The 25,985-nt window shown below is 70.0% G+C and carries 22 protein-coding genes and 1 riboswitch; of the genes, 5 read left to right on the top strand and 17 right to left on the bottom strand.

The features are described 5' to 3' along the window. Positions 1-46: 46 nt before the first annotated feature. From D1369_RS29845 to D1369_RS29820, 6 genes are all read right to left on the bottom strand, one after another. Positions 47-1,408: an aminotransferase class V-fold PLP-dependent enzyme gene (locus tag D1369_RS29845; protein ID WP_007381478.1), complete on the bottom strand. Its 1,362-nt coding sequence runs from the start codon at positions 1,406-1,408 to the stop codon at positions 47-49. Positions 1,409-1,539: 131 nt separating this feature from the next. Continuing rightward, positions 1,540-1,656: riboswitch (SAM riboswitch) on the bottom strand. Positions 1,657-1,734: 78 nt separating this feature from the next. Beyond that, positions 1,735-2,799, bottom strand: coding sequence for an anthranilate phosphoribosyltransferase (trpD, locus tag D1369_RS29840; RefSeq protein ID WP_007381479.1), 1,065 nt, complete (start codon positions 2,797-2,799; stop codon positions 1,735-1,737). Between the two features lie 169 nt (positions 2,800-2,968). Continuing rightward, positions 2,969-4,606 carry a cytochrome bc complex cytochrome b subunit gene (locus tag D1369_RS29835; RefSeq protein WP_007381480.1) on the bottom strand — a complete coding sequence of 546 codons (1,638 nt, stop codon included), beginning with the start codon at positions 4,604-4,606 and terminating at the stop codon, positions 2,969-2,971. After that, the gene (locus D1369_RS29830) at positions 4,603-5,658 is read right to left on the bottom strand and encodes a Rieske 2Fe-2S domain-containing protein (protein WP_007381481.1); all 1,056 of its coding nucleotides are present in this window, start codon (positions 5,656-5,658) and stop codon (positions 4,603-4,605) included. The genes D1369_RS29835 and D1369_RS29830 overlap by 4 nt, the downstream gene beginning before the upstream one ends. Next, positions 5,655-6,464 carry a c-type cytochrome gene (locus tag D1369_RS29825; RefSeq protein ID WP_007381482.1) on the bottom strand — a complete coding sequence of 270 codons (810 nt, stop codon included), beginning with the start codon at positions 6,462-6,464 and terminating at the stop codon, positions 5,655-5,657. Before D1369_RS29825 ends, D1369_RS29830 begins: the two co-directional genes overlap by 4 nt. A 60-nt stretch (positions 6,465-6,524) precedes the next feature. Then, a complete protein-coding gene (locus D1369_RS29820; RefSeq protein ID WP_007381483.1) occupies positions 6,525-7,145 on the bottom strand; it encodes a heme-copper oxidase subunit III in 621 nt (206 codons plus the stop codon). Between the two features lie 145 nt (positions 7,146-7,290). Between D1369_RS29820 and D1369_RS29815 the strand changes: the two genes are divergently transcribed. Beyond that, on the top strand, positions 7,291-7,692 hold the full coding sequence (locus D1369_RS29815; protein WP_007381484.1) for a response regulator transcription factor: 402 nt from the start codon (positions 7,291-7,293) through the stop codon (positions 7,690-7,692). 122 nt (positions 7,693-7,814) lie between these two features. Here D1369_RS29815 and D1369_RS29810 read toward each other — a convergent pair whose 3' ends face one another. The 4 genes from D1369_RS29810 to coxB form a co-directional block, all read right to left on the bottom strand. After that, positions 7,815-9,077: an Ig-like domain-containing protein gene (locus D1369_RS29810; RefSeq protein ID WP_007381485.1), complete on the bottom strand. Its 1,263-nt coding sequence runs from the start codon at positions 9,075-9,077 to the stop codon at positions 7,815-7,817. A 131-nt stretch (positions 9,078-9,208) separates the two neighbouring features. Continuing rightward, on the bottom strand, positions 9,209-9,607 hold the full coding sequence (locus D1369_RS29805) for a cytochrome c oxidase subunit 4 (RefSeq protein WP_007381486.1): 399 nt from the start codon (positions 9,605-9,607) through the stop codon (positions 9,209-9,211). Beyond that, the gene (ctaD, locus tag D1369_RS29800) at positions 9,604-11,346 is read right to left on the bottom strand and encodes a cytochrome c oxidase subunit I (protein ID WP_007381487.1); all 1,743 of its coding nucleotides are present in this window, start codon (positions 11,344-11,346) and stop codon (positions 9,604-9,606) included. The genes D1369_RS29805 and ctaD overlap by 4 nt, the downstream gene beginning before the upstream one ends. Beyond that, positions 11,343-12,308, bottom strand: a complete 966-nt coding sequence (gene coxB, locus D1369_RS29795) for a cytochrome c oxidase subunit II (RefSeq protein ID WP_007381488.1) — start codon at positions 12,306-12,308, stop codon at positions 11,343-11,345. Before coxB ends, ctaD begins: the two co-directional genes overlap by 4 nt. Positions 12,309-12,577: 269 nt before the next feature. Here coxB and D1369_RS29785 point away from each other — a divergent pair, with 269 nt between their 5' ends. After that, positions 12,578-13,939, top strand: coding sequence for a cysteine desulfurase/sulfurtransferase TusA family protein (locus tag D1369_RS29785; protein WP_007381489.1), 1,362 nt, complete (start codon positions 12,578-12,580; stop codon positions 13,937-13,939). A 4-nt stretch (positions 13,940-13,943) separates the two neighbouring features. Here the strand turns inward: D1369_RS29785 and D1369_RS29780 are convergent, their stop codons facing one another. Then, positions 13,944-14,918, bottom strand: coding sequence for a carbohydrate kinase family protein (locus D1369_RS29780; RefSeq protein ID WP_037899700.1), 975 nt, complete (start codon positions 14,916-14,918; stop codon positions 13,944-13,946). A 202-nt stretch (positions 14,919-15,120) separates the two neighbouring features. Between D1369_RS29780 and D1369_RS29775 the strand changes: the two genes are divergently transcribed. Together D1369_RS29775 and D1369_RS29770 are read left to right on the top strand one after the other, a co-directional pair. Next, positions 15,121-15,330, top strand: coding sequence for a hypothetical protein (locus D1369_RS29775; RefSeq protein WP_007381491.1), 210 nt, complete (start codon positions 15,121-15,123; stop codon positions 15,328-15,330). A 688-nt stretch (positions 15,331-16,018) separates the two neighbouring features. Further along, positions 16,019-17,884 (top strand): hypothetical protein, encoded by a 1,866-nt coding sequence (locus D1369_RS29770; RefSeq protein WP_240436187.1) that lies wholly within the window; start codon positions 16,019-16,021, stop codon positions 17,882-17,884. 80 nt (positions 17,885-17,964) lie between these two features. Here the strand turns inward: D1369_RS29770 and D1369_RS29765 are convergent, their stop codons facing one another. Beyond that, complete coding sequence (locus tag D1369_RS29765) at positions 17,965-18,321, bottom strand: iron-sulfur cluster assembly accessory protein (protein ID WP_007381494.1); 357 nt, start codon at positions 18,319-18,321, stop codon at positions 17,965-17,967. Between the two features lie 253 nt (positions 18,322-18,574). Here D1369_RS29765 and nadA point away from each other — a divergent pair, with 253 nt between their 5' ends. Beyond that, positions 18,575-19,759 (top strand): quinolinate synthase NadA, encoded by a 1,185-nt coding sequence (gene nadA, locus D1369_RS29755; protein WP_037903227.1) that lies wholly within the window; start codon positions 18,575-18,577, stop codon positions 19,757-19,759. Between the two features lie 18 nt (positions 19,760-19,777). Here nadA and D1369_RS29750 read toward each other — a convergent pair whose 3' ends face one another. The 5 genes from D1369_RS29750 to D1369_RS29730 form a co-directional block, all read right to left on the bottom strand. Beyond that, positions 19,778-21,985, bottom strand: coding sequence for a serine/threonine-protein kinase (locus tag D1369_RS29750; protein WP_037899703.1), 2,208 nt, complete (start codon positions 21,983-21,985; stop codon positions 19,778-19,780). A 92-nt stretch (positions 21,986-22,077) separates the two neighbouring features. Then, on the bottom strand, positions 22,078-23,223 hold the full coding sequence (locus D1369_RS29745; RefSeq protein ID WP_037903231.1) for a DUF6596 domain-containing protein: 1,146 nt from the start codon (positions 23,221-23,223) through the stop codon (positions 22,078-22,080). A gap of 16 nt (positions 23,224-23,239) precedes the next feature. Further along, the gene (locus D1369_RS29740) at positions 23,240-23,650 is read right to left on the bottom strand and encodes a YciI family protein (RefSeq protein ID WP_007381498.1); all 411 of its coding nucleotides are present in this window, start codon (positions 23,648-23,650) and stop codon (positions 23,240-23,242) included. Between the two features lie 106 nt (positions 23,651-23,756). Further along, positions 23,757-24,434: a response regulator transcription factor gene (locus D1369_RS29735; RefSeq protein ID WP_118082703.1), complete on the bottom strand. Its 678-nt coding sequence runs from the start codon at positions 24,432-24,434 to the stop codon at positions 23,757-23,759. After that, a complete protein-coding gene (locus D1369_RS29730) occupies positions 24,431-25,663 on the bottom strand; it encodes a histidine kinase (RefSeq protein ID WP_007381499.1) in 1,233 nt (410 codons plus the stop codon). Before D1369_RS29730 ends, D1369_RS29735 begins: the two co-directional genes overlap by 4 nt. Positions 25,664-25,985 lie beyond the last annotated feature (322 nt).

The raw sequence follows: 25,985 nt of genomic DNA, 5'->3' as shown, positions 1-25,985 counted from the left end.
TACGGCTGCTGAGGGGGAGCGTATACGCGCGCCGGACGTCAGTACGTCAGACGGCCGGGACGCAGCGGCCGTCCTCGGTGCGGTACGTCCACTTCGCACCGTCCGCGACCAGTTCCTTCACGGCCTTCACAAACCGCTCCACGTGCTCGTCCGGCGTGCCCGCGCCGAAGCTCACCCGGATCGCGTTGAGGGACTTCTCGCCCGGCGCGGCCTCGGGGGCACCGCACTCGCCCTGGGACTGCGGGTCGCTGCCCAGGAGGGTGCGGACGAGGGGGTGGGCGCAGAAGAGGCCGTCGCGGACGCCGATGCCGTACTCGGCGGAGAGGGCGGCGGCGAAGTGGGAGCTGTTCCAGCCGTCGACGACGAAGGAGATCACGCCGACGCGGGGGGCGTCGTCGCCGAACAGGGACAGGACGCGGACCTCGGGGACCTCGGCCAGCCCTTCGCGGACCTTCTCGATCAGGTGCTGCTCGCGCGCGACCAGGCTGTCGAAGCCGGCCTCGGTCAGCGCCTTGCAGGCGGAGGCGATGGAGTAGGCACCGATGACGTTCGGAGAGCCGGCCTCGTGGCGGGCGGCGCTCTCGTGCCACTCCACGTCCACTCCCCCGTCCTCGCGCCGGGTGACCTTGCGGCTGGCGCCGCCGCCCGCGAGGTAGGGGTCGGCGGCCCGCAGCCAGTCGGCGCGGCCGGCCAGGACGCCGGAGCCGAAGGGGGCGTAGAGCTTGTGGCCGGAGAAGGCGACCCAGTCGACGTCGAGGTCGCGGACGCTCACCGGGTGGTGCGGGGCGAGCTGGGCCGCGTCGAGCACGATGCGGGCACCGTGGGCGTGAGCGGCCGCCGCGAGCTCCCGTACCGGCCACAGCTCACCGGTGACGTTGGAGGCGCCGGTGACGCACGCCAGGGCCGGGCCGTGGGGGTCCCGGTCGGCGAGGGCCTTCTCCAGGGTCTCGACGGCCTGCCGCGGGGTGCGCGGGGCGTCGAGGTAGCTGACCCGGGCGTCCTGCCAGGGCAGCAGGCTCGCGTGGTGCTCGGTCTCGAAGACGAAGACCTGGCAGTCGGCGGGGAGCGCGGCGGCAAGGAGGTTGAGCGAGTCGGTGGTCGACCGGGTGAAGATCAGCTGGTCGTCGTCGCGGCAGTCGAGGAACTCGGTGACGGTCCTGCGGGCGTTCTCGAACAGGTCGGTCGACAGCTGGGAGAGGTAGCCGGCCCCGCGGTGCACGCTGCCGTAGTAGGGAGCGTACGCCGCCACGTCGTCCCAGACCCGCTGGAGGGCCGGTGCGCTGGCCGCGTAGTCGAGCGCCGCGTAGGTGACTTCGCCGCCGGTGACGAGCGGGACGGTGACATCCCGGCCCAGAACGGGCAGCTGGGCACAAATGGTCTGGGCGGCGGCAGCGGTGGAGACAGACATGGGGGACTCCCGTGAAAAGTCGTGGAAAGAAAGGTGAGACGGGTGCGCGGAGGCGGGGCTCGGCGGCCCTATCGCATTCGCTTGCTCACGGGAGACTCCCTCGAATGACCAGGATCCCTGGGTTCGTGAGGGATCCGCGCTTGCCGCAGACCTCGCTGCCTACGGCCTGGTCTTCACCCGGGGCACCCCGCCACGGACGGAGGGTTGCCGGACAGTCGGCCGGGGCCTCATGACTGTCACTCATGACCTGGTCAAAGAACGTACGTGAGGTGATCGCCGTCCCGCAACCCGTGTCCGGATCGCGGGACGACACCCTGGGGTGGCCGTTACGCGTTGCTCGCGGCCACCCATCGCTCCAGCGTCCGCTTCGCCGCCCCCGAGTCGATCGACGCGGCGGCCTTGTCCATCCCGGCCCGCAGTTGCTCGGCCAGGGTCCCGGTCCCCGGGTCCAGGGCCACCAGCGCGGCCGCCGAGTTCAGGAGTACGGCGTCCCGGACCGGGCCCGTCTCGCCGTCCAGGAGCTTCCTGGCGACCTCCGCGTTGTATGCCGGGTCACCGCCCCGCAGGGCCTCCACGGGCACCAGGTCGATGCCGACGTCCCGGGGGTCGAAGCTCTCCTCGGTGACCTTGCCCTCGCGGACGATCCAGACGCGGGAGGTCGATGTGGTCGTCAGCTCGTCGAGGCCGTCGTCACCGCGGAAGACGAGGGCGGAGTTGCCACGTTCGGCGAAGACGCCGGCGACGACCGGCGCCATGCGCGGATCGGCGACCCCGACCGCCTGGGACCGCACCCGGGCGGGGTTGGTCAGCGGGCCGAGGATGTTGAACACCGTGCGGATACCCAACTGCCCGCGGGCGGCGCCCGCGTGACGCAGCGCCGGGTGGAACTTGACCGCGAAGCAGAACGTGATCCCGGCCTCCTCGGCCACCTCGGCCACCCGCCCCGGGGTGAGCTCCAGGTTGACGCCGAGCTTCTCCAGGACGTCCGAGGCACCGGACGCGGAGGAGGCGGCCCGGTTGCCGTGCTTGACGACCGTGGCGCCGGAGCCGGCCACGACGATCGCCGACATCGTGGAGATGTTGACGGTCTTGGCGCCGTCGCCTCCGGTGCCGACGACGTCGACCGTGCGCCCGGGGACCTCGATCACGTTGGCGTGCTCGTACATCGCCCGGACGAGCCCGTTGATCTCCTCGACCGTCTCGCCCTTGGCCCTGAGGGCGACCACGAAGCCGGCGATCTGCGCGTCGGTCGCCTCGCCCTGCATGATCCGGTCCATGGCCCACGCCGTGGCGTCGGCGCTCTGGTCACGGCCGTACAGCAGGGCGTTCAGTACCTCGGGCCAGGAACGGCCCGCCGCGGTGTTGCCTCCAGCGGGGGTCACAGCGCTCATGGGGCCGCTCCAGATGTCGTAGAAAAGTGTGCCCACACCCTATCCAGCCCAGCGCACGACGCAGGGTCCCGTCCGGCGTTCGGACGGGACCCCGGACGGCAAAGGGCCCGTCCGCTGTGTCGGACGGGCCCTTACTACCGCGCGTGGCGAGCGCAGCGACAAGCAGCGATCAGTGGTGGCCGTGGCCGCTCGTGATCTCCTTGTACTCCTCGACGGTCGGCTTGGGGATCTGGGACTCCTCGCCGTAGTACGCCTCGCTCAGCTTGGCGCGCAGCTTCTCGGAGCCCTTGATCTTGCGCTCGACGCCGTTCTCGTCGACCGCGGGGCCGATCTGCGCCGGTGCGTACTGCTCGTGCGCCGTGAGCGTGTGCAGCTGCTCCTGGCTGAGCGGCTCGTGCACCTCGATGAACTCACCGTGCGGCAGGCGCTTGATGATGCCGGACTCGCGACCGTGCAGCACCTTGTCCTTGTCGCGGCGCTGGAGGCCGAGGCAGATCCGCTTGGTGGCGACGAACGCCAGGACCGGGGCGACGAAGAACGCGACCCGCACGAACCAGGTGATGGCGTTGATCGACAGGTGGAAGTGGGTGGCCCAGAGGTCGTTTCCACCACCGATCAGCAGCACCATGTACCAGGTGATCCACGCGACACCGAAGGCCGTACGCGTCGGAGCGTTGCGCGGCCGGTCCAGGATGTGGTGCTCGCGCTTGTCGCCGGTGACCCAGGACTCGATGAACGGGTACACCGCGATCGCGACCAGGACCAGCGGGAAGATCACCAGCGGGATGAACACGCCCAGGACGAGCGTGTGACCCCAGAAGTTGATCTCCCAGCCCGGCATGACACGGATCAGGCCCTCGGAGAAGCCCATGTACCAGTCCGGCTGGGCGCCCGTGGACACCTGGTCGGGACGGTAGGGGCCCATCGACCAGATCGGGTTGATCGAGGCGATCGCCGCGATGGCCGCGATGACGCCGAAGACCAGGAAGAAGAAGCCTCCGGCCTTGGCCATGTAGACCGGCAGCAGCGGCATGCCGACCACGTTGTTGTTGGTCTTGCCGGGGCCCGCGAACTGCGTGTGCTTGTGGTAGAAGACCAGGATCAGGTGGCCGACGACCAGGCCGAGCATGATGCCCGGCAGCAGCAGGACGTGGATCGAGTAGAAGCGGGCCACGAAGTCGCCGCCCGGGAACTCCCCGCCGAACAGGAAGAACGACAGGTACGTGCCGACGATCGGCACGGACAGGATCGCGCCCTCCATGAAGCGGACACCGGTGCCGGAGAGCAGGTCGTCCGGCAGCGAGTAACCGGTGAAGCCGGTGAACATGCCGAGGACGAACAGCAGGAAGCCGAACAGCCAGTTGACCTCACGCGGCTTGCGGAACGCGCCCGTGAAGAACACACGCATCATGTGCACGAACATGCCGGCGAGGAAGATCAGCGCCGCCCAGTGGTGGATCTGCCGGATCAGCAGACCACCGCGCACATCGAAGGAGATGTGCATGGTCGAGTTGAACGCCTCGGACATCAGCTGTCCCTGCAGCGGGACGTAGCTGCCGTGGTACTCCACCTCGTTCATCGACGGGTGGAAGAACAGCGTCAGGTACACACCCGTGAGGATGATGATGATGAAGCTGTAGAGGCAGACCTCACCCAACATGAACGACCAGTGGTCGGGGAAGATCTTGCGCATGTTGGACTTGGCCAGGGAGTAGATCCCCAGCCGTCCGTCGGCCCAGTCGGCGACGCGCTCGCCGGCCGGCGCCTTCCCGCGTGCGCGGGACTCGGAGGACTCTGTAGTACTCATCCGCGCTCCCAGAATGCAGGACCGACGGGCTCCTCGAAGTCGCCGAGCGCTTCGAGGTAACCCTGGTCGTTCACGCCGATCCGCAGCTGCGGCAGGGCGTGACCGGCGGGGCCGAAGATCACCCGGGCACCGTCGGAGAGGTCGAAGGTGGACTGGTGGCAGGGGCAGAGCACGTGGTGCGTCTGCTGCTCGTACAGGGAGATCGGGCAGCCCACGTGGGTGCAGATCTTCGAGTACGCGACGATTCCCTCGTACGACCACTCGAGCTCGCGCTTGTCCTTGATGTTGTCCGGCTGGATGCGGACGATCATCAGGGCGGCCTTGGCGATCTCGGTCTGGAACTCCTCGTCGTGCTCCTCCAGGCCCTCGGGCTTGGCGAAGGTCAGCGAGCCGACCGCGACGTCTTCAGGGCGCAGCGGCTCGTTGGTGTTCATGTTGACGAGCTGGAGGCCCTTGCGCCACATGGTGTGGCGGAGCTTGGTGCCGGGCAGCGGACCGAGGTCGCGCAGCAGCATGACGCCGGAGAGCGGGAACAGGGCCAGCGCGCCGAACATCGTGTTGCGGATCAGCTTGCGACGGCCGAGCGCCGACTCCTTGGCACCCTGCTTGAAGTCCGCGTGCACCTTCGCGCGGACCTCGGGGGACGCCTCGATCGGGTGACGCTCGTCGGCGATCTCCTCGTCGGACATCAGGGTGCGGGCCCAGTGGACCGCGCCCGCGCCGATCGAGAAGAGGGCGAGACCGAGGGTCAGGCCCAGCGCGAAGTTGAGCGCGTTGATGTGCCCGATCGGGAAGACGAAGATCGACTTGTCGTGGGGGATGCCCACGTACGAGGCGATGAACCCGACCGTGGCCAGCATCGACACCGTGAACAGCATGGCCACCGTGCGCTCGGACCGCCTGGCGGCCCGCTCGTCGATGTCCTGCACCCGGTGCTCATGCGGCGGGAGGCCGGGGTCCGCGAACGGGTTCTTCTCGTCCGCGACGCTTACCGCGCCGTGCGCGTCCTGCTCTGCGGGCAGGTTCTCTTCTGGAATGTCTTGGCTACTCATGACTTCTTGGCCTTTGCGGTCCGAGCGGCGACCCAGACGGCGACCGCGATCAGCGCGCCGAGGCCGAAGATCCAGGCGAACAGGCCCTCGGAGACCGGGCCGAGACCGCCCAGCTCAAGGCCGCCGGGGCTCACGGTGTCGTCGCCGTTGACCGCGTTCAGGTACGCGATGATGTCCTTCTTGTTCTGCTCCGACAGCGTGGTGTCGGGGAACGACGGCATGTTCTGCGGGCCGGTCTGCATGGCCTCGTAGATGTGCTTCGGGGCGACACCCTCCAGGCTCGGCGCGAACTTGCCGTGCGTCAGCGCGCCACCCTTGCCGGTGAAGTTGTGGCACTGGGTGCAGTTGTCACGGAACAGCTCGCCGCCCTTGGCGATGTCGGCGCCGTCGGGGCCGTACTGCGCCTCGGTCGGGACGGACGGACCGGCACCCAGCGACGAGATGTACGCGGCCAGCTGGTCGATCTCGGCCTGCGTGTAGATGACCTTCTTGCGCGGAACCTGCGCGCCCGGCTGCTGGGCCGGCATACGGCCGGTGCCGACCTGGAAGTCGACGGCTGCGGCGCCCACGCCGACGAGGCTCGGACCGTCGGAGGATCCCTGACCGCCGGTGCCGTGGCAGCTGGCGCAGCCTACGGCGAAGAGCTTCTTGCCCTCGTCGATGGCCAGGGACTGGGCGGTTTCATCTGCCTTCGCCTTGTCCGCGGGGGCGAACACGGCGTACAGCCCCCCGGTGCATGCCAGCGCGAGGAGTAGGACGACGAGCGCCGCCAGCGGGTGGCGTCGTCGTGCGGAGAGCTTTTTCACGGATTACCCCGGTGTCAGGATCTTCTGCGTCGATGCTTGCGATGTCGGGAGCGGGCCCGGCTACTTGATCATGTAGATCGTGGCGAAGAGGCCGATCCAGACGACGTCGACGAAGTGCCAGTAGTAGGACACGACGATGGCCGCGGTCGCCTGTTCGTGGGTGAACCTCTTGGCCGCGTAGGTACGCCCGAGAACGAACAGGAACGCGATGAGGCCGCCCGTCACGTGCATGCCGTGGAAGCCGGTGGTCAGGTAGAACACCGAGCCGTACGGATCGGAGGAGAGCGAGAGCCCGTCCTTCTTCACCAGCTCCGTGTACTCGTAGATCTGACCGCCGATGAAGATCGCGCCCATGATGAAGGTGATGATGAACCAGCCCCGGAGCTTCTTCACGTCACCGCGCTCGGCGGCGAAGACGCCGAGCTGGCAGGTGAGGGAGGAAAGCACCAGGATCGTGGTGTTCGTCGCCGAGAACGGGAAGTTCAGGCTGGACGCCATTTCCTTCCAGTGGTCGGGACCCGTCACCGATCGCAGGGTGAAGTACATCGCGAAGAGGGCCGCGAAGAACATCAGCTCGGAACTCAGCCAGATGATGGTTCCGACGCTGGTGAGGTTCGGCCGGTTGACCGATGGGTGCGCGTGCCCGGTTGTCTCTGTCGTTGCTGTCGCCACGACCGACATTATGTCGGTCGCTTATCCCGCCCTCACCCCGGGGGGTGCCGTTCGGAGTGTCTCCCTGCTCCATACCGGTGTTGACGTGGTGTTCAAGGGAGTAGCATCCGGCCCAACGGGCCTGTCCTTACGACGCTGACGTCACGGAGGAACAATGCAGCCGACCGCAACGGTGCTGGTCTACAGCGACGATTCCAACACCCGCGAGCAGGTACGGATCGCCTCCGGCCGGCGACCGGCCCCGGACGTCCCGTTGGTCGAGTTCCTGGAGTGCGCCACGCCCGCGGCGGTGCTGAAAGAGCTGGACAAGGGCGGGATCGACGTCTGTGTGCTGGACGGGGAGGCCGTGCCGATGGGGGGCATGGGCCTGTGCCGGCAGATCAAGGACGAGGTGTTCAACTGCCCGCCGGTGCTGCTGCTGATCGGGCGGCCGCAGGACGCGTGGCTGGCCACGTGGAGCCGGGCGGAGGGTGCGGTGACGCATCCCGTGGATCCGGTGGAGTTCGCGGCGGCGCTGGCTTCTTTGCTGCGGAACAAGAAGGCTTTGAGCGCCTGAGAGCTCGGGGTGCGGGGTTCCATGGCGGCTGCGGGCTCGTCGTGGCTTGTCGCGCCCACGCGGCGTAGCCGCATATCGATACAGCCCCGCGCCCCTGAAGGGGCGCTGCCCCTGAGGCGCCTCTAGACGCTCTCCGGCCTCAGCCTTGCCGTCTGGTCCGCGCTCGGGGCGTCCGGGGTGCCTGCCACCAGGGCGCTGCCCTCGCGCCACTTCTTCCAGTCCAGGTTCCAGTCGCCGAAGCCGTTGCCGAAGGGCTCCATGGTGTGGCCGTCCGAGTTGACGACCTGCACCACGTCGCCCTCGTGGACCGTGTCGAAGAACCACTCGGCGTTGGACGTGCTCATGCCGGTGCAGCCGTGGCTGACGTTGGCGTAGCCCTGGGAGCCGACCGACCAGGGGGCGGCGTGGACGTACTCGCCGCTCCAGGTGAGGCGGGTCGCGTAGTAGACCGGCAGGTCGTACGACTCCGAGGAACCCTCGGCGATCCCGATGCTGGTGCCGCGCATACGTACGAAGTACTCCTTGCCCAGCACGACCTTGACGCCGTTGCGGGTCTCGAAGCCGGGCTTGCCCGTGGTGACCGGGAGCTCCTTGATGACCTCCTCGTTCTTGTAGACCTTCATCGAGTGTGACGAGGCGTCCGTCACGGCGATGATGCGCTCGCCGGTCGTCAGCTTCAGGGGCTTGGCCTTGCCGCCCCAGAGCCGGTCGCCGATCTTGATGCCCTCCAGGTCGCTGCGGACCTGGATCGTGGCGTGGGCGGGCCAGTACTCCTTGGGCCGGTAGTGGAGTTCCTTGTCGTCCACCCAGTGCCAGGCGCCCGCTACGGCGGGCGTGGAGTCCACCCTGAGGGCACGCTCGACGACGGCCCGCTGGGCCTTGTCCTTGACGGGACGGTCCAGCTTGGCGGTGACGGGCTGGCCGACGCCGTACGTGCCCGCCTTGGGGCCGAAGGTGACGTTCAGGCGGGTCTTGCCGAGAGGCTTGCTGGTGTCGAAGTCGAGGACCTTGCGGCCGGGTGCCCCGTCGTCGTCCTCGGTGCTCACCCGGACCGTGTAATGGGCGTTTGCGGCCAGCGGGGAGGTGCTGTGCCAGCGGGTGCCGTCGGCGGAGAGTTCGCCCGCCAGGTGGCGGCCCGTGGCGTCCGTGGCCGTGACGTCGGTGATGCGGCTGTCGTCGTCCTCGGCGGTGACCTCGAGCGGCTTGTCCGGGTCGGCCTTCTTGCCGTCGTCCGAGGGCGCGTTGAAGGCGATCTGGTCGGCCGCGTCGTACGGCGTGGCCGCCAGCGGGTTCCCGTCGGACCCGCAGGCGCTGGCGCTCGCGCCGAGGGCGATCACCAGCAGCGTGCAGCTCACGACGGTGCGGGTACGCGGTGCGTGGTTCATGACTTCACGCTAGGAAGCGAAGTCAACTGCGGCACGCCGGGTGACTCGTACGAGTGAGCACTCTTGCGGCAAACGCAGGAGCCCGGACGCTCCTGACGGAGTGTCCGGGCCCCTGATGAGCTCAGCTCGTGCTACTGGGTGCGGTTCTCACCGCGGTAGTACTCGAAGACCCAGCCGTACAGGCCGATCATGATCACCGGCACCGAGAAGTACAGCAGCCACCAGCCGATCGCGACCGACAGGAAGGCCAGGGCGCCGCCGAAGCCGAGGGCGAGCGGCTGCCAGCTGTGCGGGCTGAAGAACCCGACCTCGCCGGCGTCGTCCGCGACGTCGGCCTCCTTGTTGTCCTGCGCGCCGGCGTCCACCCGCTTGGCCGTGAAGCCCAGGTAGAAGCCGATCATGATGGACAGGCCGAAGGCCAGGAAGAGCGCGGTGGTACCGGCCGGCTCCTTCGACCACACGCCATAGACGATCGCCATGGCGAGGATGAAGATGCTCAGCCAGAAGAACATCCGTCCCTGGATCTTCACTTCCCGGCCTCCTTGCCGCCGTTGCCGGCCAGAGCCTTCTCACCGTGACCGGCGTTCTCGAGCTGGTCGAGCGCGGCGATCTCCGGGTGGTGCAGGTCGAACGCCGGGGATTCGCTGCGGATCCGCGGCAGGGTGAGGAAGTTGTGGCGCGGCGGCGGGCAGGAGGTCGCCCACTCGAGCGAGCGGCCGTAGCCCCACGGGTCGTCGACGCCGACCGGCTTGCCGTACTTGGCCGTCTTCCACACGTTGTAGAGGAACGGCAGGATCGACAGGCCGAGCACGAACGAGCTGATCGTCGAGATCGTGTTCAGGGCGGTGAAGCCGTCGGCCGCCAGGTAGTCGGCGTACCGACGCGGCATGCCCTCGGCGCCCAGCCAGTGCTGGACCAGGAAGGTGCCGTGGAAGCCGATGAACAGCGTCCAGAACGTGATCTTGCCGAGGCGCTCGTCGAGCATCTTGCCGGTGAACTTCGGCCACCAGAAGTGGAAGCCGGAGAACATCGCGAAGACGACGGTTCCGAAGACGACGTAGTGGAAGTGCGCCACCACGAAGTACGAGTCCGAGACGTGGAAGTCCATCGGGGGCGAGGCCAGGATGACACCGGTCAGACCACCGAAGGTGAAGGTGATCAGGAAGCCGGTGGCCCAGAGCATCGGGGTCTCGAAACTCAGGGACCCCTTCCACATCGTTCCGATCCAGTTGAAGAACTTCACGCCCGTCGGTACGGCGATGAGGAACGTCATGAAGGAGAAGAACGGCAGGAGCACACCGCCGGTGACGTACATGTGGTGGGCCCACACCGTCACGGACAGACCCGCGATCGCGATGGTCGCCGCGATCAGACCCATGTAGCCGAACATCGGCTTGCGGGAGAAGACCGGGATGACCTCGGAGATGATGCCGAAGAACGGCAGGGCGATGATGTACACCTCTGGATGGCCGAAGAACCAGAAGAGGTGCTGCCAGAGCAACGCTCCGCCGTTCGCGGCATCGAAGACGTGTGCCCCGAATTTCCGATCCGCCTCCAGCGCGAACAGCGCGGCGGCGAGGACGGGGAAGGCGAGCAGGACCAGCACCGCGGTCAGCAGCACGTTCCACACGAAGATCGGCATGCGGAACATGGTCATGCCCGGCGCGCGCATGCAGATGATCGTGGTGATGAAGTTGACCGCACCGAGGATCGTGCCGAAGCCGGAGAAGGCCAGACCCATGATCCACAGGTCGGCGCCGACGCCCGGCGAGCGGACCGCGTCCGACAGCGGGGAGTAGGCGAACCAGCCGAAGTCGGCCGCGCCCTGCGGGGTCAGGAAGCCGCCCACCGCGATCGTCGAGCCGAACAGGTAGAGCCAGTAGGCGAACATGTTCAGCCGCGGGAACGCCACGTCGGGCGCGCCGATCTGCAGCGGCATGATCCAGTTGGTGAAGCCGGCGAACAGCGGCGTCGCGAACATCAGCAGCATGATCGTGCCGTGCATCGTGAACGCCTGGTTGAACTGTTCGTTCGACATGATCTGCAGGCCCGGCCGGGCCAGCTCGGCGCGCATGAGGAGCGCCATCACGCCGCCGATCAGGAAGAACGCGAACGACGTGACCAGGTACATGGTCCCGATCGTCTTGTGGTCAGTGGTGGTGAGCCACTTGATGACCACGCTGCCGCGGTTCTGGCGCCGGACCGGCAGTTCGTCCGTGTAGTGGGACCCTGCCGCCGCGGCACCCTGGGGTTCGTTGAGGATGCTCACAGGTTCGTCGTCTCCCGGTCCTTCTCGTGGGCGGTCTGCTCGATGCCCGCGGGAACGTAACCGGTCTGCCCCTTCTTCGCGAGGTCCTTGAGGTGCTGCTCGTAGCGCTCGGGGGAGACGACCTTCACGTTGAACAGCATCCGGGAGTGGTCGACGCCGCAGAGCTCGGCGCACTTGCCCATGAAGGTGCCCTCCTTGTTCGGAGTCACCTCGAAGGCGTTGGTGTGACCCGGGATGACGTCCTGCTTCATCAGGAACGGCACCACCCAGAAGGAGTGGATGACGTCACGCGAGGTCAGGACGAAGCGGACCGTCTTGCCCTTGGGGAGCCAGAGGGTCGGGCCGGGGTTGCCGGTCTGCGGGTTCCGCGTGGCGGGCGTCCCGAAGTCGTAGACACCGCCGGCGTTCGCCGGGAAGGCGTTCTTGAACCGGGTCGGAATCGCGGCCAGGTTCTTGTCCGTCTTCGCGTCGCCCGTGGAACCAGCGACGGGCTCGATGTAGTTGAAGGCCCAGCTCCACTGGTAGCCGACGACGTTGATGGTGACGTCGGGCTGCTTCTTGAGGCTGAGGAGCTTCGACTCGTCGCGGGCCGTGAAGTAGAACAGGACCGAGACGATGACGAGCGGAACCACGGTGTACAGCGCCTCGATGGGCATGTTGTACCGGGTCTGCGGAGGTACCTCCACCTTGGTGCGGCTGCGCCGGTGGAAGATGGCGCTCCAGATGATCAGACCCCACACCAGTACGCCGACAGCGAGCGCGGCGGCCCAGGAGCCCTGCCACAGGGAGAGGATCCTCGGAGCCTCTTCCGTGGTCGGGGTGGGCATACCAAGGCGGGGGAAGTCTTCCCAGTTGTACGAGCAACCGGTGGCTGTCGCCAGGACCAGGCCCGCAGTCATTGCCTGCAGCAGCTTCCGCCGCATCGGGCGCCGCGGCGAGCGGTCGGAGCCGTTGGGACTCACGTAGCGCCTTCCCGAGAGTCTCGCCCGCGCGTATCGGCTGCGGCCTGGCCTTACTCGGTGGTCGGTCGCCGCCCTGCGTCGGGCAGGGGTTTGGATGTTTATGCGGACCAAACCCTAGCCGACGCCCATCCGGGGGTCGCGAGGAGGGGGGCCTACCGAGTTGGGGGTTCGCTGGATTGGCGGCTGCGGGTGCGTTGTGGCTGGTCGCGCCCCGCGGCGGAGCCGCAAATCGACACAGCCCCGCACCCCTAAGGGGTTAGCGTTGCCGTGTGTCTTATTTCGACGCTGCTTCCAGTGCTCCGCTTCATCCTGTTGCCCGTCAGGCGCTGTTGGCCTCTCTGGATGAAGGGTGGGCTGATCCCTCTCGGTTGTATCGGGAGGGGCGGCGGGCTCGGTTGTTGCTGGATGCCGCTCGGGAGGCCGCTGCCGAGGCGCTCGGGTGCCGGCCGGACGAGCTGACATTCACCTCATCCGGAACCCGGGCCGTGCACACCGGGATCGCCGGGGCGATGGGCGGACGTCGGCGGGTCGGACGTCACCTGATCGTGTCAGCGGTCGAACACTCCTCAGTACTGCATTCGGCTGAGCTGTTCGACGTGAGCGAGGTTCCGGTGGACCGCACGGGCGCGGTGGACCCGCGGTCGTACGCCGACGCCCTGCGCCCCGACACCGCGCTGGCGTGCCTCCAGTCGGCCAACCACGAGGTGGGGACCGTTCAGCCGGTGGCCGAGGTGGCCGCCGTGTGCCGGGAAGCGGGAGTGCCGCTGCTGGTGGACGCGGCGCAGTCGCTGGGGTGGGGGCCGGTCGAGGGTGAGTGGTCCCTGGTGACCGCCAGCGCGCACAAGTGGGGTGGCCCGTCGGGGGTCGGTCTCCTCGCCGTACGGAAAGGTGTCCGGTTCTCCCCCCAGGGACCGGCCGACGAGCGGGAGTCGGGGCGGGCGCCTGGCTTCGAGAACCTGCCGGCGATCGTCGCGGCGGCGGCCTCGCTGCGCGCGGTGCGGGCCGAGGCGGAGCGGGAGGCCGTACGGCTGCGGGAGCTGACGGCGCGGATCCGCTCGCGTGTGCCGCAGTTGGTGCCGGACGTGGACGTGGTGGGCGATGCCGAGCGGCGGCTGCCGGGGATCGTCACCTTCTCCTGTCTCTATGTCGACGGGGAGACACTGCTGCACGAACTGGACCGGGCGGGTTTCTCCGTTTCCTCCGGATCGTCCTGCACGAGCAGCACGCTGACGCCGAGCCATGTGCTCAAGGCGATGGGGGTGCTGAGTGAGGGGAATGTGCGGGTGTCGTTGCCGTTCGGGGCGGTCTCCGAGGAGGTCGACCGGTTCCTGGAGGTGTTGCCGACGGCTGTGGCGTCGGTACGGGAGAAGCTGGGGGCACCGACGCCTTCGGCCGTCGCCCACGAGGACGCACTGGTCGTGGACGCTCTCGGCAAGCGGTGCCCGATCCCGGTCATCGAGTTGGCGAAGGTCATCGGCGAGGTGCCGGTGGGCGGGACCGTCCGGGTCCTGTCGGACGACGAGGCCGCCCGGCTGGACATCCCCGCGTGGTGCGAGATGCGGGAGCAGGAGTACGTGGGAGAGGAGCCGGCGGACCAGGGTTCCGCTTACGTGGTCCGCCGGATCTCCTAGGGGGTCACTTGAGGTGCGTGCGCACCTCGTCGGCCGCCTCGTCGCCGTACGCCTTGGTGAACCGCTCCATGAAGTTGCCGCGCCGCAGTCGGTACTCCTGGGTCCCCACGGTCTCGATGACGAGCGTGGCCAGCATGCAGCCCACCTGGGCCGCGCGCTCCAGGGAGACACCCCAGGCGAGCCCCGACAGGAAGCCGGCGCGGAACGCGTCACCGACGCCCGTGGGGTCGGCCTTGCGCTCCTCCTCCGCGCAGCCGACGACGATCGGCTCCTCGCCGACCTGGTCGATCCGCACGCCCTGGGCGCCGAGCGTCGTGACCCGGTGGCCCACCTTCGCGAGGATCTCCGCGTCGGACCAGCCGGTCTTGGACTCGATGAGACCCTTCTCGTACTCGTTGGAGAAGAGGTACGTGGCGCCGTCCAGCAGGATCCGGATCTCGTCGCCGTTCATCCGGGCGATCTGCTGGGAGAAGTCCGCGGCGAACGGGATGCCGCGGGACCGGCACTCCTCGGTGTGGCGGAGCATCGCCTCGGGGTCGTCGGCGCCGATGAGGACGAGGTCGAGGCCGTCCACGCGGTCGGCGACCGTCTTGAGCTCGATCTGGCGGGCCTCGCTCATCGCGCCCGTGTAGAAGGAGCCGATCTGGTTGTGGTCGGCGTCGGTGGTGCACACGAAGCGGGCGGTGTGCAGCGTCTCGGAGATCCGGACGGAGGCGGTGTCCACGCCGTGCCGGTCCAGCCAGGCGCGGTACTCGTCGAAGTCGAAGCCCGCGGCGCCGACGAGGATCGGGTTCGTGCCGAGCTGTCCCATGCCGAAGGCGATGTTCGCGCCGACGCCTCCCCTGCGGACGTCGAGGTTGTCGACCAGGAAGGAGAGCGAGACCGTGTGCAGTTGGTCCGCGACGAACTGGTCGGCGAAGCGGCCGGGGAAGGTCATGAGGTGGTCGGTGGCGATGGAGCCGGTGACTGCGATGCGCACGGCGAGGCTCTCCAGGGAAATGAAGGGGGGCGCGATAGCGCTCGTTGGAAGGGTGGTGGTGGGAGACGGGAGGGCGTGTTGACGGTTAACGCTATCGGGTCCGTATGGAGTACTGCGAGGCGACGGACGGTGTGGTGAAGCAGGAAAAACTACCCGATAGTAGATCTTTCTTCGCGGGCTCCGGCGTGCTTACGGTTCCGTCATGACGAACCTTGAGCTGTACGCCTCAGCCCCGGCCGACCTGGACGGGGACCTCGCCTCGCTGCGCGGTGACTGTGCCCGGATGGCTCCGCACTGGACGGTTCCCGACCGGATCGCCGCGCTTCCGGTCTCCCCCTCGCTGATCCACGGTGTGACGGTGCCCGAGGGGTCCGCCCGGCTGCTGGAGTCGATGTCGGAGTACGGCGACTGAGTCGCTGCGGCTGACTCACGGCGCGTGCGTCGGCGCGTACGTCGGCGCGTTCGAGGGAACCGCGCGCTCCCCCGCTGCGTCCCATCGCCGTCCCCCGGAAAGGGGATGCGGGATACGACCCGTTTGCCGACCTTTTTGACAGGGTCGGGTCAGGGTCGAGGGACAGTTGCGCAGCAGAAGGAGCGATGCGGTGAACACCGAGCGACCCGACAACAACGACCCCGGCGAGACCTCCGGCGGCGGGGACGGGAGCGCTGTGAAGGCGCACGGTGTCGGTGAAGCGAGCGCTGCCGAGGCCTCCGGCGAGGTCGGGACGGGCCACGCCGGGGCAGGTCAGAGCAGGGCCGATCAGGAGAGTGGGGCCGAGGGCGCCGAGAAGTCGGCCGGTACCGCGGAAGGCTCGGCCGGGCACGCCGAGGGAGTCACCGACGCCGACACGGACGACTCCCCGGCCTCCGGCGCGGGAGCCGGTGCCGGTGCCGGTCCCGCCGAACCGGATGACTTCGCGAGCCCCCACTCCCCTGCCGAGCCGAGCAAGCTCACGACCCCCGACGCCGCCGCCACCGACCAACCCGCCGACCTCGACCAACCCCGGCCCACCGCCGACGCCCACACGGACGCCACCGCCGCCGCGGGAGCCGGTGCCCCCGAACCGGATGACTCCGCGAGCCCCCACTCCCCTGCCGAGCTGAGCAAGCTCACGACCCCCGACGCCGCCGCCACCGACCAACCCGCCGACCTCGACCAACCCGAGCCCTCCACCGACGCCGATACGGACTCCACCGCCGGCGCGGGAGCCGGGCCCGCCGAACCGGATGACTCCGCGAGCCCCGGCTCCCTCGCCGACCTGAGCAAGCGCACGGCCGCCGAGGCCGCCACCGCCGACCAGGCCGCCGGTCTCGCCGACGCCGACGCCGACGCGGACTCCACCCCGGCCGCCGAACCGGACGGCCGCGCAACCGGCGCATCCCCCGCCAACAAGGACGCGCCCAAGGCCCCCGCCCGCCTCGGCACCGATGCCGATGCCGGCCCCGGTCAGGCTGCCCCCGCTCCCGAACTCCCCGACTCCGAGATCCCCCGGCACGGGGATGCCGGCGCACCCCGCCCCGCCCGGCATCGGTCCCCCGTCGCCATTGCCGCCGTGGCCGCTGCCGTGCTGCTGGTCGGAGGAGGCGGGGCGTACCTCGCCGCCGGGGCCTCCGGAGGGTCCGGTGACGGTACGACCACCGGCGCGTCCGGCGACGACACCCCGCCGCCTCTCGCGCTCGACGGTTACCGCGCGGGCGGTGGAGGGGGGAACGGGATCGCGCCCGGGGAGCCGAATCCGTACGGCGTGACCTATCGCGTGGACGGCAGCCTCCCGGACGGGCCCGACTCGGCGCCTGTCTACCGGACCCAGGGGCAGGTCACCGAGGACGACGTGGCGCGGCTCGCCGAGGCGCTCGGGGTCGACGGGACGCCGGTCGCGCAGGGGCAGGTCTGGCGGGTCGGGGTCAAAGACGGTTCGGGGCCGAGTCTCCAGGTGAACCGGCAGGCGCCGGGCGCGTGGACCTTCCAGCGCTACTCCTCCGTCCCCGACGACTGCGGCAGCGCCACTGTGTGCGGGCAGGAGCCCGAGACCCCCACCGGCCCCCCGGTGAGCACGGCGGTCGCGGAGAAGGCCGCCGCACCGGTGCTGAAGGCGCTCGGTCAGGACACCGCGAAACTGGACGCGAGCCAGGTCATGGGCGCCCAGCGGATCGTGAACGCCGATCCGCTCGTGGGCGGGCTGCCCACCTACGGCTGGGCGACCGGCGTCACCGTGAACGGCCAGGGTGAAGTGGTCGGCGGCACCGGCCAGTTGAAGGCGCCGGTGAAGGGCGACACGTATCCCGTGCTGAGCGCCGAGAAGACGCTGGGCCTGCTGAACAAGGTGCCCGCGACCGACCACCGCATGGGCATCGGCGGCTGCGCCAGTCCCGTACCGCTGAAGGACCGGCTGGAGGCGCCCTGCGGGGAGTCGACGGCGAGCCCGGCGAAGAGCACGCTCACCGTCGAGAAGGCGGTGTTCGGGCTGGCCTCGCACTTCGTGGGCGGCCGGCAGGCCCTCGTGCCGTCCTGGTTGTTCGAGGTGCGGGCGACGGGCGCGAAGGACGCCTTCACGGTGACGTATCCGGCGGTCGACCCGCGGTACATCGCCTCCCCGGCGACCGCGACGCCGACCACGCCCGCGTCCCCCACCGCGCCCTCCGACCGGCCCTCCGCCACGCCGAAGACGCGGGACGTCGAGGTGGACGGCTACACGGCCGAGGGCAACGAGCTGACCGTGAGCTTCACCGGCGGGGTGTGCGGGGACTACGCGGCGACGGCGAGCGAGAGCGCGGACGAGGTGACGGTCAAGGTGACCTTCACGCCGTGGCAGGACCAGGTCTGCATCGCGATCGCCAAGGAGATGCAGAAGACCGTGACACTCGACGAGCCGCTCGGTGACCGCAAGGTCGTGGGCTCGGACGGCAAGGAGATCCCGCTGAAGAAGGCGGGGGCACGGCTGCCGGAGACCTCCGGGGCCCGGTAGGCGGAGACGCGCGAAGGCGGCGGCCCCTTCAAAGGGGGCCGCCGCCTTCTGTCGCTCGGAACCGGGTCGGAACCCGCGGCTCAGCTGAAGGAGTCGCCGCAGGCGCAGGAGCCGGTCGCGTTCGGGTTGTCGATCGTGAAGCCCTGCTTCTCGATGGTGTCCACGAAGTCGATGGACGCGCCGCCCAGGTACGGGGCGCTCATGCGGTCGGTGACGACCTTGACGCCGTCGAAGTCCTTGACGACGTCGCCGTCGAGCGAGCGCTCGTCGAAGAAGAGCTGGTAACGCAGGCCGGAGCAGCCGCCGGGCTGAACGGCGACGCGCAGGGCCAGGTCGTCACGGCCTTCCTGGTCGAGCAGGGCCTTGACCTTCGCCGCGGCGGCGTCGGACAGGATGATGCCGTCGGTGACGGTGCCGGTCTCGTCCGATACGGACATCTACATCTCTCCCGGGTTGTACGGAGACTGCTTGCCGACTGGTGCAACCGGCAAGGCCGCGGATTCATTCCGGGCCGGACGCCGGTTTTCGGCGCCTTCTTCATGCTCGCACACGCGACGCGGAGCGGAAAACGGCTCATCCGCCGTTCTTCGGGATTCACGTCACATCGACGCAATGACCATCGTCAAAGTGACGTGAACCGGGTTATGATAGATAACGTCAGTTCGACGAAAAGTAGAAAGGGTGCGTGTCGTGACCACCGCCCAGACCACGGAGCTCGACGTACAGCCGACTCCGCTCGCCCTGTTGCTGCTCGGCCGCGAGGCCGACCCGAGGAGCGAGCGGGGCGTCGAGTGTCCCGGCGATCTGCCCTCGCCGTCCGACCCCGACCTGGTCGAGCGCGCCCGCGCGGCCAAGGAGAAGCTCGGCGACAAGGTGTTCGTCCTCGGCCACCACTACCAGCGTGACGAGGTCATCCAGTTCGCCGACGTCACGGGCGACTCCTTCAAGCTGGCCCGGGACGCGGCCGCGCGCCCGGAGGCCGAGTACATCGTGTTCTGCGGTGTGCACTTCATGGCCGAGTCCGCGGACATCCTCACGTCCGACGACCAGAAGGTCGTGCTGCCCGACCTCGCCGCCGGCTGCTCCATGGCCGACATGGCGACGGCCGAGCAGGTCGCCGAATGCTGGGACGTGCTCACCGAGGCCGGCATAGCCGAGCAGGTCGTGCCGGTGTCGTACATGAACTCCTCCGCGGACATCAAGGCGTTCACGGGCAAGCACGGCGGCACCATCTGCACGTCGTCCAATGCCAAGAAGGCTCTTGAGTGGGCCTTCGAGCAGGGCGAGAAGGTGCTGTTCCTCCCCGACCAGCACCTCGGCCGCAACACCGCCGTGCGGGACATGGGGATGACCCTGGAGGACTGCGTCCTCTACAACCCGCACAAGCCGAACGGCGGCCTGACCGCCGAGCAGCTGCGGGACGCGAAGATGATCCTGTGGCGCGGGCACTGCTCGGTCCACGGCCGCTTCTCGCTGGAGTCCGTGGAGGACGTCCGCGCCCGCATCCCCGGAGTGAACGTCCTCGTCCACCCCGAGTGCAAGCACGAGGTCGTGGCCGCCGCGGACTACGTCGGCTCGACCGAGTACATCATCAAGGCGCTGGAGGCGGCCCCGGCCGGCTCGAAGTGGGCGATCGGCACGGAGCTCAATCTCGTACGACGCCTCGCGAACCGTTTCGCCCCCGAGGGCAAGGAGATCGTCTTCCTCGACAAGACGGTCTGCTTCTGCTCGACCATGAACCGCATCGACCTGCCCCACCTGGTCTGGACCCTGGAGTCCCTGGCCGAGGGCACGCTCGTCAACCGGATCGAGGTCGACAAGGAGACGGAGGCGTTCGCCAAGCTGGCGCTGGAGCGGATGCTGGCGCTGCCGTAGGCCCGCCGCGGACGCCGCTCACCCCGATGTCCCGGGGTGGGCGGGGTCCAGACTGAAGACGGTGCCGTCCGGGGTGGTCACGACCAGTGCGCCGCCGTAGGACAGCACCTCGGGTTTGGTCCCTTCGCTGTTCGAGAGCCGCTCGGCGCGGGGGCCCGTCTCCCACAGCAGCCGGCCCCGGTGCGCGTCCAGGGCCGCGACCCGTCCGCTGGGGCTGACCAGGTACAGGGTGCGGGACCGGGTGTCGTAGGTGGGCCTGCCCGAGCGTTCGACGCCGGTCCGGGTCTGCCACAGCTGCTTGCCGGTCAGCGGGGAGACCGCGGTCACCCGGCCGTCGGTTCCGGCGATCCACAGGGTGCCGGCCGCCATGGTCACCGAACCCTGGTACCTCCGCGTCAGCTTCGTGGTCGTGCGGGTCCCCGACCGCGGATCCAGGAGGAGGACCTCTCCGAACGTCGTGTCCTCCAGGAGCTCCGAACCGTCTCCTCCCGCCACGCAGGCGGCCCGTCCGCCGACGGTGCCGAGCAGGCCGCACGCGTACGGCGCCTCCAGGCGTCGTACCACCGACCCGTCCGTCCGGTTCAGCTCCAGGAACCGGGTGTTCTCGGCGGTGTCCGACGCGAGGCACTGCGCGTACAGGGCGGTGCCGAGCGTCGTGTAGGTGCAGTAGTGATCGGCGGGCGTGGTGAAGGTCCAGCGTCCGGCGCCCGTGCGCGGGGAGCGGGCCGTGAGCTTCCGGCCGACAGGGGTCAGCAAGAGGTCGTCGGCCAGGGTCGCGGCGTTGGCAATCTGGTTCATCTCGCGGGCCCACAGCTGCTCGCCGCTCTCCGCGTCGAGGGCGACCACCTTGGCGAGGGACTGGTTGAAGGACTCCTCGTAAACGATCTGCTGGACGAGTACCGCGCCGTCCCGGACACCGAGGACCACGGAGTCGTACCTCCCCGTCCCGCTGAGGTTCGACGCGAGGTCGGCCCGCCAGACGGTTCTGCCGGTGCGGCCGTCCAGCCGCACGGGAAGGAGGCCGCTGCCCCCGCAGTAGACGGCGTCCTCATGTGTCACACACGTGGACTCGCCCTCCTTCCGCAGCGGCTTGTCCGCGCCCTTCGACGCCGTCGCGTACACCGTCGTCTGCCACGGCTCCCAGTCGGCGGGCACCGCCGCCCAGCGGGAGGCCGCGGACGGACTGGGGCCCGCTGTCCCGGAACTCCCGGGAAAGCCGGGCCCGAACCCCAGATAGGCCAGGAAGCCCAGGGACAGCACGCCCACCGTGCCGGCCGCCACGAGGGAGCGGGTGCGGCGACCCCACCCGCGCCCGGGCCGTGCGGTCGCCGCCGGGCCGGCCTCGACGGGGGCCTCCTCGACGGCCGGCTGTCCGACCGGCCGGAACGTCACGGTGGCCGGGTCATCGGGGTGCGGCTCGGGCAGGATCTCCGCGAACGTGCGCGCCAGTTCGTCGAGGCCGGGCCGCTTGGCGGCCTCCTTGGCCAGACAGCGCTCCAGGACCGCGCGCAGCGGCTGGGCCACACCGTTCAGCACGGGTGCCTCGTGGACGACCCGGAAAGCGGTCAGATAGGGGCTGTCGGCGTCGAAGGGCCCGCGCCCCGTGAGGGCGAACACCAGCAGTGCCCCCAGCGAGAAGACGTCCGAGGCGGGGCCGACGGTGCGGGCGTCGGTGAACTGTTCCGGGGACATGAAGGGCGGAGTGCCGATCATCTGCCCGGTCTCGGTGAGGGTGTTGTGGTTCTCGGCGGCGCGGGAGATGCCGAAGTCGATGACACGGGGGCCGTCCTCGGCCATCAGGACGTTGGCGGGCTTGAGGTCGCGGTGCACGACCCCGGCCCGGTGGATGTCCCGCAGCGCCTCCACCAGCCCGAGGGCCAGCCGCCGCAGTTCGCCGTCTCTGAGCGCGCCCCGCTCACGGATCCGGTCGGCGAGGGAGGGGCCGGGTACGTACTGGGTGGCCATCCAGGGCCGTACCGCCTCGGAGTCGGCGTCCACCACCGGCGCGGTGAAGGCACCGCTCACCTTGCGGACGGACTCGATCTCCTGGCGGAAGCGGGCGCGGAAGACCTTGTCCTCGGCGTACTGGGCGTGCACGACCTTCACGGCGACCTCGCGCCCCGACCGTGCCCTGCCCAGGTAGACGATGCCCATGCCCCCGGACCCGAGCCGGTCGGCCAGCCGGTACCCACCGACCGATTTCGGGTCGTCCTTGTGCAGCGGCACGCCCGCATCCCCTTCCCCCGTGCGGCAGTCCAAGGCACAGCATATGTAACGGGGGTGACCGGACCCGCCGGGGAAAGGCCCCGGCCCGCCCGTCACGCCCCCGGGCGCGAGTTGAGCCGGGCCGCCTGGCGGGTCAGGTAGTCGCGTTCGGCGAGGTTGGGGGCCTTGTGGGCGGCCTCGGCGTACAGGCGTGCGGCGGTCGTCAGGTCGCCGGCGCGTTCGTGGAGATAGGCCGCGGCCGCGGTGTGGCGGGGCAGTGAGTCCTCCAGCGCGGCCAGCGCGGCCAGGCCCGCTCGGGGGCCGTCCGCCTCGCCCACGGCGACCGCGCGGTTGAGACGGACGACGGGACTGTCGGTGAGGCGGGCGAGCTCGTCGTACCACTCGACGATCTGCACCCAGTCGGTCTCCTCGGCGGTGGGGGCGTCGGCGTGCAGGGCGGCGATGGCGGCCTGGGCCTGGAACTCGCCCAGCCGGTCGCGGGCGAGGGCGGCCTGGAGGATCCGCACACCCTCGGCGATCGCCGCGGTGTCCCAGCGGGTGCGGTCCTGCTCGGCGAGCGGCACCAGGCTGCCGTCGGGGGCGGTGCGGGAGGCGCGGCGGGCGTGGTGGAGCAGCATGAGGGCGAGCAGCCCGGCGACCTCGGGATGGTCGATGGCGGCGGCGAGCTGCCGGGTGAGCCGGATGGCCTCGGCGGCGAGGTCGACATCGCCGGAGTAGCCCTCGTTGAAGACCAGGTAGAGGACGCGCAGCACGGTGGCGACATCGCCGGGCCGGTCGAAGCGGACGCCGGAGACGGTGCGCTTGGCCCGGCTGATGCGCTGCGCCATGGTCGCCTCGGGCACGAGGTAGGCCCGGGCGATCTGGCGGGTGGTGAGTCCGCCGACGGCGCGCAGGGTGAGGGCGACGGCGGAGGACGGGGTGAGCGAGGGGTGGGCGCACAGGAAGTAGAGCTGGAGGGTGTCGTCCACGGCGGGCGTGGGGCCGGGCACCGGTTCCTCTTCGATACGGCCCTCTCGCCGGCGGCGGGCGGTGTCCGAGCGGGTCGCGTCGAGGAACTTGCGCCAGGCCACGGTGACCAGCCAGCCCTTGGCGTCCCGCGGCGGGTCGTCCGGCCAGACCCGCATGGCCTCGACGAGGGCGTCCTGGACGGCGTCCTCGGCCGCCGCGAAGTCGGCTCCGCGGCGGACGAGGACGGCGAGCACGCTCGGGGTGAGGCTTCTGAGCAGCGCCTCGTCCATGGACGTGGTCACGTGGTCACTCCGTGACGCAGGTCTGGTGCTCGGTCATGAAGGGGCGCAGCTCGAGCCACTCGTGGATCGGCTTTCCGCCCGCGCCGGGGGCAGCCGACAGCTCCCCGGCCAGCTCGACGGCCCGCTCGTGGCTGTCGACGTCGATCACCATCCACCCGGCGATGAGGTCCTTGGTCTCGGCGAACGGGCCGTCGGTCACCGGCGGCCGACCCTCACCGTCGTAGCGGACCCATGTCCCCTCGGGGGTGAGCGCCTGGCTGTCGACGAACTCCCCGCTCTCCTCCAGCCGGGCCGCGAAGTCCCGCATGTACTGCACGTGCGCCGAGATCTCCTCGGGCGTCCACTGCTCCATGGGCACGTCGTTGGCCGGAGCCGGGGCGCCACGGTAGTGCTTCAGCAGCAGGTACTTGGCCATGGTGTCTCTCCTCGGTCCCGATGCGACCCATTCTGGCCGCTCTCACCACGGGGACGGAGCGGGGCACGAGTTCTCGACATCGCCGCGAGGGCGGAGTGCACCCGGGTCATTCCGCTCTCGGCCGCACCAGCCCCGACTCGTACGCGATCACCACGAGCTGGGCCCGGTCCCGGGCGCCCAGCTTGGCCATGGCCCGGTTGACGTGGGTCTTGACGGTGAGCGGGCTGACCTCCAGGCGCTCGGCGATCTCGTCGTTGGAGTGACCGCCGGCGACCTGGACGAGGACCTCGCGCTCGCGGACGGTGAGGGCGGCGAGGCGTTCGGAGCTCACCGGGTCGTTGTCGTCCGCGTCGCCCTGGGCGAGGAAGCGGGCGATCAGGCCCTTGGTGGCGGCCGGGGACAGCAGGGCCTCGCCGCCGGCCGCGACCCGGATGGCGCTGAGGAGTTCCTCGGGTTCGCTGCCCTTGCCGAGGAAGCCGGAGGCGCCGGCGCGCAGGGACTGCACGACGTAGTCGTCGACCTCGAAGGTGGTCAGGATGACCACGCGGACATGGGCGAGGGAGGGGTCCTCGCTGATCATGCGGGTGGCGGCGAGCCCGTCCGTGCCGGGCATCCGGATGTCCATGAGCACGACGTCGGCGCGCTCCTGCCTGGTCAGCCGTACGGCCTCGGCGCCGTCGGACGCCTCGCCGACCACCTCCATGTCCGGTTCCGAGTCGACGAGCACCCGGAAGGCGCTGCGCAGCAGCGCCTGGTCGTCGGCGAGCAGGACACGGATCGTCATACGGGCTCCCCCGGTTCGTCCCTTGCCGCGGCACGGGTCTTGACGGGCAGGATCGCATGGACGCGGAAGCCGCCTCCGTAGCGGGGACCGGTGGTGAGGGTGCCGCGCAGGGCGGTGACGCGTTCGCGCATGCCGAGCAGGCCGTGGCCGCCGCCGTTGTCCGGGTCGTCGTCGTCGCCGGCACCGTCGTCGAGGACCGTGATCTCCACGTTGGGGCCGACGCGTACGACGCTGACCTCGGCCTTCGCGTCCGTCCCGGCGTGTTTGCGGACGTTCGTGAGGGCTTCCTGGATGACCCGGTAGGCGGCCAGGTCCACGGCGGCGGGCAGGGTGGTGCCGTGGTCGGCGCGGGCGACCTCGACGGGCAGGCCCGCGCTGCGGAAGGTGCCGACGAGTTCGTCGAGGCGGGCGAGGCCCGGGGCGGGTTCGGTGGGGGCCTCGGGGTCGCCGGACTGCCGCAGCAGGCCCACGGTGGCGCGGAGTTCGTTGAGGGCGGAGCGGCTGGCCTCGCGGACATGGGCGAGGGCTTCCTTGGCCTGGTCGGGCCGTTTGTCCATGACGTGCGCGGCGACTCCGGCCTGGACGTTGACCAGGGCGATGTGGTGGGCGACGACGTCGTGCAGGTCGCGGGCGATGCGCAGACGCTCCTCGGCGACCCTGCGCCGGGCCTCCTCCTCACGGGTGCGCTCGGCCTTCTCGGCGCGCTCTCTTATGGCCTGGACGAAGGCGCGGCGGCTGCGGACCGCGTCGCCGGCGGTGGCGCCGATGCCGGTCCAGGCGAAGATGGCGAGGTTCTCCTGGGCGTACCAGGGCAGCGGCCCCGCGAGCATCGCGGCGCTGGTGAGGACGGTCATGGTGAGCAGGCCGGCGCGCCAGGTGGTGGGGCGGTCGGTGGTGGAGGCGACCGTGTAGAGGGCGATCACGGCGGCCATGGCGACGGGGGCGCGGGGGTCGCCGGTGACGCACTCGATGATGGAGGCGGTGCCGGTGAGGGCGAGGACGGTGAGGGGGGCGCGGCGGCGGAAGACCAGCGCGAGGGCGGCGAGGGCCATGAGGACGAGGCTGAGCAGGTCGGGGGTGCGGATGCTCCAGCTGACTGCGTCCTGGTCATGGGGCTCGACGAAGGAACCGGCCACCATGCAGGCGAGTACGCCCGCCGCGAGGACGGCGTCCAGGGCCAGGGGGTGCGCCTTGAGGTGGTGCCGGGCACGGTCGAGGGGGCGGCTCACTCTTGAACAGTACGGGGGCCCTGCCGGGGGCGGAACGGGAGCCACCTGTACGTTTCCGGCCTCGCGGCCCGGGTCGCGGTGACCGCTCCGGGGGCCCTCGGGTCCTCGGACGGGGGGGATGGTGCCGGGGGCGGCGCGGCCTCGGGTGGAACCGCGACCACCTGTACGTTTCCGACGGCCTCGCGGACCGGGGCGCTCCGGGGCCGACCGGTCCTCGGACGCGGGCAGGGTGATGCCGGAGGCGGAGCCCCGGCCACCTGTACGTTTCCGGCCTCGCGGCACGGGGCGTGAGGACCACTCCGGGGCCCGCCAGTTCTCGGAA

The organism is Streptomyces sp. CC0208, assembly GCF_003443735.1.
Taxonomy (GTDB): domain Bacteria; phylum Actinomycetota; class Actinomycetes; order Streptomycetales; family Streptomycetaceae; genus Streptomyces; species Streptomyces sviceus.
The sequence above is the reverse complement of the archived record's forward strand: the minus strand, read 5'-3'. Positions and strand labels throughout refer to the sequence as shown.

Bases quoted from the DNA above. Each gene is read 5' to 3' on its own strand.
- D1369_RS29740 (WP_007381498.1), bottom strand. From the start codon at position 23,650: ATGGCCAAGTACCTGCTGCTGAAGCACTACCGTGGCGCCCCGGCTCCG.
- D1369_RS29845 (WP_007381478.1), bottom strand. From the start codon at position 1,408: ATGTCTGTCTCCACCGCTGCCGCCGCCCAGACCATTTGTGCCCAGCTG.
- D1369_RS29815 (WP_007381484.1), top strand. From the start codon at position 7,291: ATGCAGCCGACCGCAACGGTGCTGGTCTACAGCGACGATTCCAACACC.
- D1369_RS29810 (WP_007381485.1), bottom strand. From the start codon at position 9,077: ATGAACCACGCACCGCGTACCCGCACCGTCGTGAGCTGCACGCTGCTG.
- D1369_RS29765 (WP_007381494.1), bottom strand. From the start codon at position 18,321: ATGTCCGTATCGGACGAGACCGGCACCGTCACCGACGGCATCATCCTG.
- D1369_RS29735 (WP_118082703.1), bottom strand. From the start codon at position 24,434: ATGACGATCCGTGTCCTGCTCGCCGACGACCAGGCGCTGCTGCGCAGC.
- trpD (WP_007381479.1), bottom strand. From the start codon at position 2,799: ATGAGCGCTGTGACCCCCGCTGGAGGCAACACCGCGGCGGGCCGTTCC.
- D1369_RS29835 (WP_007381480.1), bottom strand. From the start codon at position 4,606: ATGAGTACTACAGAGTCCTCCGAGTCCCGCGCACGCGGGAAGGCGCCG.
- D1369_RS29830 (WP_007381481.1), bottom strand. From the start codon at position 5,658: ATGAGTAGCCAAGACATTCCAGAAGAGAACCTGCCCGCAGAGCAGGAC.
- D1369_RS29775 (WP_007381491.1), top strand. From the start codon at position 15,121: ATGACGAACCTTGAGCTGTACGCCTCAGCCCCGGCCGACCTGGACGGG.
- D1369_RS29745 (WP_037903231.1), bottom strand. From the start codon at position 23,223: ATGGACGAGGCGCTGCTCAGAAGCCTCACCCCGAGCGTGCTCGCCGTC.
- D1369_RS29820 (WP_007381483.1), bottom strand. From the start codon at position 7,145: ATGTCGGTCGTGGCGACAGCAACGACAGAGACAACCGGGCACGCGCAC.